Below are 12873 nucleotides of genomic sequence, written 5' to 3'. Positions count from 1 at the left end.
TCCAGAAGTGAAGCGCGCACCAGGCGTCAACCGGTGGCCTGGGGCACCTGGCGCAAGGGCGGAGCGTCCGGGGCGGTGGCGTGGCGCAGCACCTCGAGGGGCTTGAGGTCCGGCTGGTGGGTGCGCCGGGCCATCTCCATCAGCACGCCCTGGCTGCGCACCAGCGTCCCCTCCGGGCTCACCGGCACATAGGTGCCGTCCACCCGCAGCCGCCGCGCCTTCACGTTGTCCCGCAGCGCCACGCCCAGCACCTCGTCCAGCAGCCGCTGGCGGATGGCCGGGTCCTCCGTGGGGAACATCACCTCGACGCGGCGCAGGAAGTTGCGCGGCATCCAGTCCGCGCTGCTCATCCACACCTCCGGGGTCGGCCCCGCCCCGAAGGCGAACACCCGGCTGTGCTCCAGGAAGCGGTCCACCACGCTCGTCACGCGGATGCGCTCGCTCACCCCCGGCACGCCCGGCCGCAGGCAGCAGATGCCGCGCACCAGCAGGTCCACCTCCACCCCCGCCTGGCTCGCCGCGTAGAGGGCGCGGATGACGGTGGGGTCCACCAGCGAGTTCATCTTCGCCAGGATGCGCGCGGGCTCGCCGCGCCGGGCCTTGTCCGCCTCGCGCTGGATGAGCGCGAGCACCTTCTCCTGGAGGCCCATGGGCGCCACGACGAGCCGCTTCCACTGCGGGGCCACCGCGAAGCCGGTGAGCATGTTGAAGAGGGCGCTGACGTCGTCGGCGATCTCCTCGCGCGAGGTGAAGAGGGACAGGTCCGTGTACAGGCGCGCGGTGTGGGGGTTGTAGTTGCCCGTGCCCAGGTGCACGTAGCGGCGGATGCCGTTGCCCTCGCGGCGCACCACCAGCGCCACCTTGGCGTGCGTCTTCAGGCCGATGAGGCCGTAGACGACGTGCACCCCGCTCTCCTCCATCTTCCGTGCCCAGGCGATGTTGTTGGCCTCGTCCAGGCGGGCCTTGATCTCCACCAGCACCGCCACCTGCTTGCCGTTCTCCACCGCGCGTGACAGCGCCCGGGCGATGGGGCTGTCCCCACTGGTGCGGTACAGCGTCTGCTTGATGGCCAGGACGTCGGGGTCCTCGGCGGCCTCCTCCAGGAAGCGCACCACCGGGTCGAAGGACTCGTAGGGGTGGTGCAGGAGGACATCCCGCTCGGCGACGACGTCCAGGAGGGACTCCACGTCGCGCAGCACCGGAGGCACCGCGGGCACGAAGGACTCCACGCGCAGCTCCGGCCGCGGGTCCGCATCCAGCAGCGCCATCAGGTCCGAGGGCTGGAGGGGCGCCCGCTGCCGGTACACGTCCGCGGGCTCCAGCTTCAGGGCGGCGGTGAGCAGGGCCTCGATTTGAGGGCTGGCCACCGCGTCCAGCTCCAGGCGCACCGCGGCGCCCCGGTCCCGGCGGCGCAGCTCCTCCTGGATGGTGGAGAGCAGATCCTCGCTCTCCTCCTCGTCCACGTTGAGGTCCCAGTTGCGCGTCACGCGGAAGACGGTGGCGTGCTCCACCACGTAGCCGGGGAAGAGGTCCCCCGCGCACAGGGAGATGAGCTCGCCCAGCAGCAGGAAGGCCAGCCCCTTCTCCGTCGGCAGCGGCACCAGCCGGCGCAACACGCTGGGCACCTGCACCACGGCCAGCGAGGAGGTGCCTCGCATGTTGCGCCGACGCTTGGGCCCCTCGCGCCGCAGCAGCACCGCCACGTTGAGGGACTTGTTGCGCAGGTGGGGGAAGGGGTGCCCCGGGTCCACCGCCAGCGGGGTGAGGGCTGGGAAGACGGAGGCGGCGAAGTGGGCGCACGCGGCCGCCTTCTGCTCGGCCGTCAGCTTGTCCCGCGTGAGGATGGACACCCCCGCGGCCACCAACCCGGGCCACAGCTCCTCCTCCCAGAGGCGGGAGGAGGCGTCCACCAGCCGGTGCACGCGCTCACTGATGGCGGCGAGCTGCTCGGCCGGGAGCATGCGATCCGCCGCCGTCTCGGCCACACCGCTGGCGAGCTGCTGCTTCAGGCCCGCCACGCGGACCATGAAGAACTCGTCCAGGTTGGAGCAGGCGATGGCGTAGAACTTCAGCCGCTCGTAGAGAGGAAGCTCGCGGTTGTAGGCATCCGCCAGGACCCGCTCGTTGAAGGCGAGCCAGGACAGCTCACGGTTGATGAAGAGCTGCGGGTCGTTGAATTCCACGGGCGGAGACTCTGGCAGGAGGTCAGCCACGTCACGTCACGGAGCTGTCACGGAACTCTAATAATCAAGAAGGGCGCGCCCGGCAGCGCGGTCCCCCCTCCGGCCGGCTACATTGCCGACTTCTCGACCATGCCTACCACCATCCTACAGCCCGTGCTCGCCGCCATCGACGTGGGCACCAATGCCGTCCGCCTGGAGCTGGCCCGGCCCGACGCCGATGGGGCGCTGGAGACCCTGCACCAGGAACGAGACCCCATCCGCCCCGGGGAGGGTGTCTTCGTCAGCGGGATGATGTCCGAGGAGACGGCGGATCGTCTCCTCTCCACGCTGAGGCGCTACGCGGCGCTGTGCCGGCGGCACAAGGCCCGGGTGCGAGCGGTGGCCACCAGCGCCATGCGCGACGCGAAGAACCGCGAGGAAATCGTCCAGCGGGTGCGCGACGAGGCGGGGCTGAACCTGGAGGTGGTGAGCGGCAAGGAGGAGGCGCGCCTCATCTGCCTGGGGGTGCTGCACCGCAAGCCGCCGGGCACGCGCTCGCTGCTGGTGGATATCGGCGGAGGCTCCACGGAGGTGGCCATCGCCACGGGCGAGCGGCCAGATGACCTGTGGAGCCTGGCGCTGGGCTCGGTGCGGCTGACGGAGATGTTCGACGCCTCCGGGAAGGTGACGCCCAAGCAACTGCGGCTGATGCGCAGCTATGTGGAGGAGCAGCTGCGCAAGGCCATTCCGGAGCGCCCCTCGGGCATGCCGCGGGTGGCGCTGGGCTCCTCCGGCACCATCAGCGCGGTGGTGGGCTACGCGGCCAGCGAGGGCACCGCGCACGCCTCCGTGCGTCAGCTCACCCAGGCCGTGGAGACGTTGGCGGAGCTGACGCCGGAGCGGCGGCGCAAGCGCTTCGACCCGAGGCGCGCGGACATCATCGTCGCGGGCGCCGCCATCCTGGAGCGGGTGACGAAGCACCTGGGGGTGGAGACCGTCACCGCCGTCAACCGGGGCCTGCGCGACGGCCTGCTGGTGGACCTGATGTACCGGCAGGACGAGACGCGCGAGGACCCCTCGCTGGCGGACGCGGCGGTGGCCATGGGGCGGCGGCTGCTCTTCGACGAGAAGCACGCGCGGCAGGTGGCCTCGCTGTCCCTCACCCTCTTCGACGAGCTGGCCGCGCTGCACCAGTTGCCGCTCTCGAGCCGGCCGTACCTGGAGACGGCGGCGCTGCTGCACGACATCGGCAACGCCGTCAGCTACGAGCGCCACCACAAACACACCTACTACCTCATCCACAACGGGGACATCCCCGGGCTGGCGGACCGGGAGCGCGAGCTGGTGGCGCGCGTGGCTCGCTACCACCAACGCAGCCCGCCGGAGCTGAACCACTCCGGCATGCAGGGGCTGAGCGCCCATGAGGCGCGCCTGGTGCGCAAGCTGGCCACGCTGCTGCGGGTGGCGAACGCGCTGGACAGCAGCCACCATCAGCCGGTGAAGGAGCTGCGGGCCGTCAACGGTCGCGAGGCGGTGTCGCTGCACCTCAAGTCGCGCCAGCCGGTGGACCTGGAGTTGTGGACGGTGGAGCGCGAATCGCTCTTCTTCCGCCGTGTCTTCGGCAAGCGCCTCACCCTGCACGTCAGCCGCTAGCTCCACCGCCCGCCCTCCATCAGAGGAAGCGCCTCCGTCTGGCACCGGACGGAGCGCGTGCCCACCCCTAGCGAGGGGCTTTGACGACCCGCGCGGGGAAGGAGCGGCAATGAAGGCAGTCGTCTTTCATGGGATTGGGGACATCCGGCTCGAGGACGTACCGGAGCCGGAGATCCAGATGGACACCGACGCCATCGTCAGACTGACGGCGAGCGCCATCTGTGGCACGGACCTGCACATGGTGCGCGGCACCTTCCCGGGGATGAGGCCGGGCACCATCCTCGGGCACGAGGGCGTGGGCGTGGTGGAGGCGGTGGGCAGGGATGTGCGCAACCTGCGCGTGGGGGACCGGGTGGTGATTCCGTCCACCATCGCCTGCGGCACGTGCTCCTACTGCCGCTCGGGCTATTACGCCCAGTGCGACGTGGCCAACCCCAACGGCAAGCGCGCGGGCACGGCCTTCTTCGGCGGTCCGGAGCTGAGCGGGCCCTTCCATGGACTCCAGGCGGAGCGGGCCCGCATCCCCTTCGCCAACGTGGGGCTGGGGAAGATGTCCGAGCAGGCCATCCTGCTCTCGGACATCTTCCCCACCGGCTACTACGGGGCGGACATCGCGGAGATCACGCCCGGGGACACGGTGGCCGTGTTCGGCTGCGGCTCGGTGGGTCAGTTCGCCATCTTGAGCGCGAAGCTGATGGACGCGGGGCGCATCTTCGCCATCGACTGCGTTCCGGAACGGCTGGAGGCGGCGCGGGTACAGGGCGCCGAGGTCATCAACTTCGAGGAAGAGGACCCGGTGGAGGTCATCCTCCGGCTCACGGGCGGCATCGGCGTGGACCGGGCCATCGACGCGGTGGGCGTGGACTCGGTGCACGCGCACCACGGGCCGGCGGCGAAGACGGCGCGCAAGGAGAGGGCCGAGTTCAAGCGCGAGCTGAAGGAGGTGGCGCCGAAGACGAACCCGGACGGTGACAACTGGGTACCCGGTGACGCGCCGGCCCAGGCCCTCATCTGGGCGGTGGACGCACTGGCCAAGGCGGGCACGCTGTCCATCATCGGCGTGTACCCGCAGACGATGCGCACGTTTCCCATCGGGCAGGCGATGAACAAGAACCTGACCCTCAACATGGGCAACTGCCCTCACCGCAAGTACATCCCCCACCTGGTGGAGCTGGTGCGCACGGGCGCGGTGGAGCCCCGGGAGATCCTCTCGCACGTGCAGCCGCTGACGAGCGCCATCGAGGCCTACCGCTCCTTCGACGCGCGCAAACCCGGATGGATGAAGGTGGAGCTCGAGCCCGCGCTGCTGACGTGAGCCCTACCCCGCGCTCCGCCCGTAGAACCACGCGGTGAGCGCGAGCCGGGGCGCGTGCGAGGGCAGCACCTCGTGCTCGATGCGCTCGCTGAGGAACACCACGAGCCTGTCGAGCGTGGGCTCCACTTCCACCGGTCCGCCCTCGGGGTAGAGGCGCAGCAGGCCCCCGTGGGCGGGTACCCAGTCCGGGTTGAGGTAGTAGATGGCGGTGACGCGCCGGTTGGACTGGCCCGGGAAGGCATCGACGTGGCGCGCGTACAGCGCCCCGTCGCCAGGGTACCAGGCGAGCTGAAGATCGAAGCGTCCGAGCCCGAGGTAAGCCTCGGCCGACAACGTCTCCCCGAGCGCGGCGTAGGCGTCCCGCAGCCGGCGGATGCCCGAGCCCTCCTCCTCGGACGTCACCCAGGTGATGAAGTCCCCACGGGTGGCACGGTCCAGCGTGTGATCCGCGCCCCGGCGGATGCCCGCGGGACGCAACTGGCCAGCCTCGACGCGGGCCTTCGCCTCGGCGTGGATGACCCGGGCCTCCTCCTCCCCGAGGAAGGAGACGCGGGTGAACCACCCCCGCTCACCGAGGGACTGGATTTCTTCATCCCGGAGGGACAGCAGGCTCATGGCGCGGCGAACCCTACCCCACAATGGCTAGAATGGCGGCCCATGGTGAGCCTCCTCCTTCGGGTGTCGTTCCTCTTCGTCGCCCTGGTCGCCGGGGCCGTGGGGGCCTTCCTCCTGCTGCGTCCCAAGCCGCTGGCCCTGCCGGACACGCCCGCGCTCGTCACCCGCGTGCGCGAGGTCGCCCGCCTGGAGACGCTCGACGTCTCCCTCTACAAGAAGGTCGAGTTCTCCCCCGAGCCCCAGGCCACCAACTCGCTCTGGAAGGACGTGGTGAACTGGGCGGCCTACTCGATTCACACGCCACGCGGCCGGGCCATCGTCTTCGCCGACGTGCACCTCGGGTATGACTTCGGTCGGCTCGACGGGTCCTCGCTGCGCGTCCAGGGCACCCGCGTGGACGTGGCCCTGCCCCCGCTGGAGGTGAAGGTGGAGCTCAAGCCGGGAGAGACGGAGATCATCGGCTCCAACCTGGACAGCGCCCAGACGACCCTGCTGCTGGAGAAGGCCCGCGAGGCCTTCGAGCGCGAGGTGAAGGGCGATGCCCGCCTGAAGGAGAAGGCCCGGCGCTCGGCGGAGAACTCGCTGCGCGCGCTGTTCCTCTCGGTGGGTTTCCGCGAGGTGAACGTGGTGGACGTGCTGCCCCCCGCGGCTACAGCCGGCTGAGGCCGCTGGCGTCGAGTCGGAAGAGACCGGGGATTCCGTCCGGGGCGGGGCCCAGCCGAGCCAGGGAGTCACACGCGGGCCCGTCCGATTCGCGGCACACCAGCGCGAGCTCCCGTCGGCCCAGGTGCACGCGCAGCGGCTCCTCCCCCGCGTGCAACACGAGCCGCTCGCGCTGCTCCCGCGTGAGGAGCCGGGCGCCGTCGTACCCATCGCCCCCCGCCACCGCCCACAGGCCACTGAAGGTCTCCGCCAGCACCACCTGCCCCTCGTCGAGCACCACCGGCCTCACCGGCGCGGGGTGCGCCTCCAGGTTGCGCCACGCCCTCGCGTCCACCGTGTCGGCGGAGAGCCCCGCGGGCCCGAGCGCCGCCGCCGGCAGGTAGCGCAGCAGCTCCGCGTCCTCCAGCACGTAGAAGACCTCCAGCCCCGCGGGCCCTGGCCGGTGGAGCGCCCCCATCGCCTGCGTCTCGAAGCCGGCGGGCCGCAGCACCGGACGCAGCCGCGGCTCCAGCGAGCGCACGTCCACCCCGGTCCCGGACAGGCCCTGGAGCTGCCCCACCAGTCCCTCCACGTACGGGCCCAGCTCCTGCGCTCCGTCCCGGTAGGCGGCGTAGAGCGAGGCCACGTCCACCCGCCCCACCTCGCCCGAGACGAGCTTCACCAACAGGGCGCTTCCCTGCCGCCGGCACGCCACCCCGGCCCGGTGGAGCGCGGCGAGCAGCGCGGCGGTGAACTCGGGGCGCAGCGCCTGGGGACGGGGCGAGGGCGGAGGCGGCACCTCCACGGCCTCCAGTTCCTCCTTGAGGAGCCGCGCCTCCTCGTCGAAGGGATCTCTCTCCAGGGCCTCCTTCACATAGGCCTGGGCCCGGCCGTGCTCGCCCCGCCGCAGGGCCAGCACCGCGAGCACCTTGAGGGCCTCGGGATCTCCGGGGTTGAGGGCGAGCGCCTCGCGCAGCACGGCCTCCGCGTCACCCGGGCGCTCCAGCCCGAGCAGCGCCCGCGCCAGCCCCAGCCGCACCTGCACGTCCCGGGGAAAATCGCGCCGCAGGGCCTCCATCAGTGGCAGGGCCTCGCGCTCCGCGCCCGCGTTCACCAGCGCATGCGCCACGGCGAGCCGCAACGTGGGGCCCGGTGCGCCCTGGGCCGCGGAGCGGAGCGCGTCCAGCTCCGCGTCACTCAGGGTCTCGCCGGCTTCCACCTTGCGGCGGAGGGACTCCAGGGAAATGGGGTCCACCCCGCTCACTCCCAGGAGATGTCGTACTCGCTATCGAGCGCGCCCGTCTGGCGCCCGACAACCCTCACGTTCCGGGCGCGCGTGTTCTCCAGCAGCGCCGCCAGCACGCCCTCCTCGAACGGGTGGGGCATGAACTGCCGCTTCATCGTCCACTGGCAGCTCGTCGGCCCCACCCACCGCAGCGTGTGCTCGCCGTAGCTCGTCGACACCCGGTAGCCCGTGGGGGCGTTGTTCAGCAGCCGCGACACCTCGCCGCCACTGACCACCAGCAGCATCTTGCCCGCCTTGGAGGCCAGGAAATCACTCAAGGCCTTGCGCCCCAGCAGACGCAGGGCCTCCTCACAGCTCCCATGCTTCACGGCCAGCGCCTCGAGCGCGACGGCCATGATTTGAAGCTGGAGCTGGACCGGGTAGTTGAAGAGCTCCACGAAGTTCTCGTGCGCGCAGGCCTCGCGGCAGCGCTTGACGAGCGCCTCGTTTCCGAGCTCTCGGATGGCCTCCAGGGTGCCTCGCAGGAACATGCCGCGCAGGGTGTCCGCGGGCGTCGCCAGGGCCTGCCGCCGCGTCAGCTCTTGCGCCCATGCGTCTGGCGCACGTCCACTTCCGACGTCTCCAGCACTCATGGATGCCTCCCTCCACACACTCCGGGCCTCGGGTTGCCTGTCCAGTGGGACTCCGGAGTCGCGCGGTAGCATGGTCGGGCTCACTGCCAGGAAATGTCGTACTCGCTGTCGAGTCGACCGGTTTGACGACCGACCACCTTCACCTTGCACGCGTTCAACCGCTCGAGCATCGCCACCAGCATGCCCTCGTGGAAGGCCGCGGGGAGGAAGTCGCGCCGCATGATGAGGCGGCAACACTGCGGGCCCAGCCACTTCACGGAGCGGTCCCCCGTCACCGCCACCTGGTAGGCCCAGGGCAGGTTGTTCACCAGCCGCTTGGGCTCCCCGCGCACCAGCACCTGGAGGGTCCTCCCCGACTCGGACTCCAGGAAGTCCATGGCCGCGCAGTGGCCCAGCAGCCACAGGGCCTGCTCGGCGTCCCCATGACGCTCCGCCAGCCCCGGCATCGCCGTGGACAGCATCTGGAGGAGCACCCGGATGGGGTAGTGGAAGAAGTCCTCGAAGCGCTCCTGGCCGCACGCCCGGGCGCTGCGCCTCGCCAGCTCCTCGTCCCCGAGCGCCCGGAGCGCCTTCAGCACGCTCTGGGAGAACAACCCACGCGCGAGGTCCTCCGTGGTCGCCAGGGCCATGGCCCGGACCCACGCGTGGGACGCCTCTGGGGCTTCCAGGCCCCACTGCTGGGCGTCGAGCTGCGGTACCACGCTCCATGCGGTTGCTGCGATGCTCATTCCCCTGACCCTTTCTACCTCGGCCTCCGCCGTGATTCCCGTGGCGGGTGTCTGGCTTTACCCACCGGAGGGTCCGCCATTACTCACGGCCCCGCGTGCTCGCCTTGGTAGGAATAGCCCGGCTGAGCAATCCCTATCTTAATTCTTCCAAGCTCGCCTGTCAGCTCCCCTGGCAGGTGCCGCACCACGTCACGCGGAGAGAGGGGAAATACACCCCCGGACATCCACCAGGGGTGTTGGATTGCACCCGCGGCACACGGCTGTGGCCGTGTTTGTGAAAGCTTTCAACGCTGCGACGCTATCAACACTATTCAAGATTTCCGTGGGACGGCATTCAAACAGCTCCACCAAAGAGGGCCCGCTCGAGGGCCTCCGGCAGGGTGGCGAAGTCATCGATGACCCAGTGGGCCCCGGCCTCGCGCAGCACCTCGGCGGGTGTCAGGGTGGTGACACCCACGGCGAGCATCCCCGCCGCACGCGCCGCGAGGACGCCATTCACCGCGTCCTCGAAGACGACGCACGAGGTGGGCTCCACGGCGAGCGCCCGCGCGGCGGCGAGGAAGAGGTCCGGCGCGGGCTTGCCTCGCGTCACGTCCTCGGCCCCGACGACGTGGGAGAACAGCGGGCGCAGCGCCAGCCCATCGAGCACGAAGGCACGGTTGGCGCGCGGCGCGGCCGAGGCCACCGCGAGCCGGACACCGGCCCCACTCAGTCGCGAGAGGAGCTCGCGCGCACCACGCAGCGGGGTCAGGTGCGGCGCGTAGAGCTCCCGGTAGTGGGACTCCTTGCGCTCGGCCAGGAGGGCCAGCTCCTCGGGAGGCACGGGGCGGCCGAGCAGCGCGGGAAGAATCTCCTCGTTGCGCCTGCCGTTGAACTCCCGCTCGAAGCGCTCCGGAGGGGCCTCGATGCCGAGGCCGCGCGACAGGGCCACCCACGCCTGGACGTGGAAGCGCATGTTGTCGACCAGGGTCCCATCGAGGTCGAAGATGGCGGCGGCGAGGGCCACGTCACGCCTCCCAGGAGATGTCGTAGTCGCTCTCCAGGATCGAGAGCTGGTGGCCACGCACCTGGACGCCCTTCACCTGGGACTTCTCCAGCACGCCCAGCAGCAGCCCTTCGTGGAAGGGATAGGGCATGAACTCGCGCCGCATGGTGAGGCGACCGCTCGTCGCCCCCGTCCACACCACCGAGCGCATCCCGAAGGTCACCGAGGCGCGATAGGTGGAGGGCAGGTTGCCCACCAGACGCTTCGCGTCACCCCGGGACAGGAACTGGAGCGCCAGGCCCGCCGTGGAGGTCAGGAAGCTCTCCGCCGCCCGACGCCCGAGCTGCCGGAGCGCCGCCTCGAGACTTCCGTACCGGCCCTCCAGCATCCGCGCCGCGGCGAACACCATCCGCAGGTTGGTGGCGATGGGGTACACGAAGAAGTCCACGACCTTCTCCTCGCCGCCCACCGCCATGCAGCGCCGCACCAGCTCCTCATCGCCCAGGGAGCGCACGGCCTCCACGGTGGCCCGGAGGAACATGCCTCGCGCCGCGTCCGACGGGGAGGCCATCGCCAGCCTCGATTCCAGGTCCTCGTCCGACCCGGGCGGGACCATCGGCCACATGGCCCTCTCTTCGCTGACGTGCATGTGTTCCCCTCGCGAACTGGCACGAACTCGAGCCCCACTGTAGCCACATCCGCGCGGTGCCGTCAGGCGACTGGAGAAATCCATTCCCGGCATTCCACTCCCGGTGTTGGGAGCGAGACTGGCCCGGCGTCTCTCAGTGGGACACGGGAGGAGAGCCCGTCCCGCTGGAGCCAGCCCCACCACCGCCACCGCCCGCGGAGGGCGACTCCGACTGACTGAGGAAGTCGTCCAGCGCGCCCACGTCGATGGGCTTGCGGAACACGGCATCCACCATGGCGAGGCTGGCGCGGTTCTGCCCGCGCACGTCCATGCCCGTCACCATCGCCAGCAGCGCTTGCGGCGAGCGCTTGCGCAGCTCGCGCGCCACCTCCCACCCGGACAGGTCCGGCATCACCGCGTCCAGCAGGGCGGCGTCGTAGCGGCGCTCCTCCCACAGCTTCAGCGCCGCCTCGCCGCAGTGGGCCACCGTCACGTCGTAGCCCTCCTCGCTGAGCACCTCCGCCATCATCCGCGCGTTGTCCGGGTCGTCGTCCACCACCAGCACCCGGCGCGTCTGCTGGAAGCGCCGTGGGCTCATGGCCAACGCCGTCCGGGCCGCCTCCGCCCGCTGCGCCGCCTCCTCCGAGGAGCGCGCCAGCGGCAGCCGCACCACGAAGGCCGTCCCGTCACCCCCGGGCATGTTCTCCACCGTCAGCTCGCCGCCCCAGCGCTGCACCTGGTTGCGCGCCACCGCCAGCAGCAGCGAGAGCTGCGGCGCCCCCGCCCCGCGGTTGAGCGGATCGAACAGGCGCGTCATCTCCTCCGCCTCGTACGGTGTCCCGGCGTCCTCCACGCGCAGCATCACCCACCCGTCCGCCTCCGCCCGCGTCTCCAGCCGCACCCGCCCGCCGTCCTCGCCCAGCCGCTCCTTCTCGGCCAGCAACAGGTTCACCACCAGCTCGCGGAAGAAGCCCGCGTCGGCCCGCACCGCCCCCGGGTTGCCCAGGTGCTGCTCCACCGTCACCGGGTGTTCGCGCTGCTCCAGCTCGGCCCGCGCCAGCTCCAGCGCCTCGCGCACCGTGACGTCCACCTGCACGTCCGCGACCTGCTCCTCGGTGCGCTGCACGTTGAACTCCTGCAGCCGCGCCACCAGCTCGCCCACCTGCCCCACCGTCTTGTCCAGCGCGTCCAGGTGCTCGGGCTTGAACTCGCGCCGCAGCAGGGTGATCCGCAACCGCAGCACGTTGAGGAAGTTGTTGAGCGCGTGCGCCGCGCCGCTCGCGAGCTGCCCCAGTGCCTGGGTGCGCGTGCGTTGCAACAGCCGCCCCTGGAGGCGCCGCAGCTCGCCGTGCGCGCTCACCAGCGCCTTCGTCTTGTTGGCGGACTCGGTGCGGTCGGTGAAGGTCTGGATGACGCCGGCCAGCTCCCCCTCCTCCTCCCACACGGGCGTGGCGCTCATCTCCAGGGTGGCCTCGCCGCTGCCGGGCCGCTCCACCACCACCATCACCCCGCGCACCGGGCCGCGCTCCTTCAGCGCCCGCATGAAGGGCATGTCCGGGACCTTGAAGGGCTCGCCACTGGGTTGGCGGGCATTGACCTGCGAGAGCACCGCCGCCAGCGACGACGGCGAGCGCGAGCCCACCACCGCGCGCATGGGCACGCCGATGAGGCGGCTGACCGGCGGCGTGGCGAAGGACACCGTCCCGTCCACCTCGGCCAGGAGGATGCCCACCTCCACGTGGTGCAGCACCGACTCCATCACCGCCGCCTCGCGGAAGCGCACCTCCTCCGTCCTCAGCACCCGCGCGTAGGAGGCCTGGGCCGAGGCGTGGGCCTCGCCCACCAGTTGCACGATGAAGGTGGCCACCTCCGGCTCGAGGGCCCCGTTGCGCCGGGCGTAGACGTAGAGGAGCACCTCCTCGAGCGCCTTGAACTCGCGCGCCAGGTCCTCCGCCTCGAAGCGTTGGTTGTACCGGCGTGCCCCGTGCGAGCGCACTACCTCCGGCCAGAGGACCAGGGCGTCGGCCCCCCGGTCCCTGAGCAGGCGGACGAGCTCGTCGATCAACCGGCGCAAGGGGGCCCGCAGGTCGCGCCCGGGGACGTCCAGTTCATACGTTTCGGCCCGGATGCGCTTGGACCACAGGCGCACCACGCGCTCCCCTTCTTCTTCCAGCAGTCGGAGCAGCGCGGCCACCGGATCCACGGGTGGCGGGGTGTCACGGAGGAAGGGAATGGCCATGGTTCCTCCGTGACAGGGTGGGCACGGC

The 12873-nt window shown here is 71.0% G+C and carries 11 protein-coding genes; 3 read left to right on the top strand and 8 right to left on the bottom strand.

What is annotated here, in order from left to right:
- Window positions 1-26 precede the first annotated feature (26 nt).
- A complete protein-coding gene (ppk1, locus tag VF794_RS21690) occupies window positions 27-2183 on the bottom strand; it encodes a polyphosphate kinase 1 (RefSeq protein ID WP_331113369.1) in 2157 nt (718 codons plus the stop codon).
- A 129-nt stretch (window positions 2184-2312) separates the two neighbouring features.
- Here ppk1 and VF794_RS21685 point away from each other — a divergent pair, with 129 nt between their 5' ends.
- Both VF794_RS21685 and VF794_RS21680 read left to right on the top strand, forming a co-directional pair.
- The gene (locus tag VF794_RS21685; RefSeq protein WP_331113367.1) at window positions 2313-3815 is read left to right on the top strand and encodes a Ppx/GppA phosphatase family protein; all 1503 of its coding nucleotides are present in this window, start codon (window positions 2313-2315) and stop codon (window positions 3813-3815) included.
- 109 nt (window positions 3816-3924) lie between these two features.
- Window positions 3925-5130 carry a zinc-dependent alcohol dehydrogenase gene (locus tag VF794_RS21680; protein ID WP_331113365.1) on the top strand — a complete coding sequence of 402 codons (1206 nt, stop codon included), beginning with the start codon at window positions 3925-3927 and terminating at the stop codon, window positions 5128-5130.
- Between the two features lie 3 nt (window positions 5131-5133).
- On the opposite strand, the gene VF794_RS21675 is transcribed toward VF794_RS21680, so the two are convergent.
- On the bottom strand, window positions 5134-5745 hold the full coding sequence (locus VF794_RS21675; RefSeq protein WP_331113363.1) for a 2OG-Fe(II) oxygenase: 612 nt from the start codon (window positions 5743-5745) through the stop codon (window positions 5134-5136).
- Window positions 5746-5787: 42 nt separating this feature from the next.
- Here VF794_RS21675 and VF794_RS21670 point away from each other — a divergent pair, with 42 nt between their 5' ends.
- A complete protein-coding gene (locus VF794_RS21670) occupies window positions 5788-6408 on the top strand; it encodes a DUF4230 domain-containing protein (protein ID WP_331113362.1) in 621 nt (206 codons plus the stop codon).
- On the opposite strand, the gene VF794_RS21665 is transcribed toward VF794_RS21670, so the two are convergent.
- From VF794_RS21665 to VF794_RS21640, 6 genes are all read right to left on the bottom strand, one after another.
- Window positions 6395-7642: a tetratricopeptide repeat protein gene (locus VF794_RS21665; protein ID WP_331113360.1), complete on the bottom strand. Its 1248-nt coding sequence runs from the start codon at window positions 7640-7642 to the stop codon at window positions 6395-6397. The two genes, VF794_RS21670 and VF794_RS21665, sit on opposite strands and share 14 nt — an antisense overlap.
- A 5-nt stretch (window positions 7643-7647) precedes the next feature.
- Window positions 7648-8265 carry a TIGR02265 family protein gene (locus VF794_RS21660; protein WP_331113358.1) on the bottom strand — a complete coding sequence of 206 codons (618 nt, stop codon included), beginning with the start codon at window positions 8263-8265 and terminating at the stop codon, window positions 7648-7650.
- 80 nt (window positions 8266-8345) lie between these two features.
- Window positions 8346-8993, bottom strand: a complete 648-nt coding sequence (locus VF794_RS21655; RefSeq protein ID WP_331113356.1) for a TIGR02265 family protein — start codon at window positions 8991-8993, stop codon at window positions 8346-8348.
- Window positions 8994-9327: 334 nt separating this feature from the next.
- Window positions 9328-9999: an HAD family phosphatase gene (locus VF794_RS21650; RefSeq protein ID WP_331113354.1), complete on the bottom strand. Its 672-nt coding sequence runs from the start codon at window positions 9997-9999 to the stop codon at window positions 9328-9330.
- Between the two features lies 1 nt (window position 10000).
- A complete protein-coding gene (locus tag VF794_RS21645) occupies window positions 10001-10603 on the bottom strand; it encodes a TIGR02265 family protein (RefSeq protein WP_331113352.1) in 603 nt (200 codons plus the stop codon).
- Between the two features lie 157 nt (window positions 10604-10760).
- A complete protein-coding gene (locus VF794_RS21640) occupies window positions 10761-12845 on the bottom strand; it encodes a response regulator (RefSeq protein ID WP_331113350.1) in 2085 nt (694 codons plus the stop codon).
- Window positions 12846-12873 lie beyond the last annotated feature (28 nt).

It is taken from the genome of Archangium sp. (assembly GCF_036389735.1).
GTDB lineage: Bacteria > Myxococcota > Myxococcia > Myxococcales > Myxococcaceae > Archangium.
Note: the sequence above shows the minus strand (reverse complement) of the source record. Positions and strands in the feature narration are given on the sequence as shown.

Bases quoted from the DNA above. Each gene is read 5' to 3' on its own strand.
- VF794_RS21645 (WP_331113352.1), bottom strand. From the start codon at position 10,603: ATGTGGCCGATGGTCCCGCCCGGGTCGGACGAGGACCTGGAATCGAGG.
- VF794_RS21660 (WP_331113358.1), bottom strand. From the start codon at position 8,265: ATGAGTGCTGGAGACGTCGGAAGTGGACGTGCGCCAGACGCATGGGCG.
- VF794_RS21670 (WP_331113362.1), top strand. From the start codon at position 5,788: ATGGTGAGCCTCCTCCTTCGGGTGTCGTTCCTCTTCGTCGCCCTGGTC.
- VF794_RS21640 (WP_331113350.1), bottom strand. From the start codon at position 12,845: ATGGCCATTCCCTTCCTCCGTGACACCCCGCCACCCGTGGATCCGGTG.
- VF794_RS21685 (WP_331113367.1), top strand. From the start codon at position 2,313: ATGCCTACCACCATCCTACAGCCCGTGCTCGCCGCCATCGACGTGGGC.
- VF794_RS21675 (WP_331113363.1), bottom strand. From the start codon at position 5,745: ATGAGCCTGCTGTCCCTCCGGGATGAAGAAATCCAGTCCCTCGGTGAG.
- VF794_RS21680 (WP_331113365.1), top strand. From the start codon at position 3,925: ATGAAGGCAGTCGTCTTTCATGGGATTGGGGACATCCGGCTCGAGGAC.
- VF794_RS21655 (WP_331113356.1), bottom strand. From the start codon at position 8,993: ATGAGCATCGCAGCAACCGCATGGAGCGTGGTACCGCAGCTCGACGCC.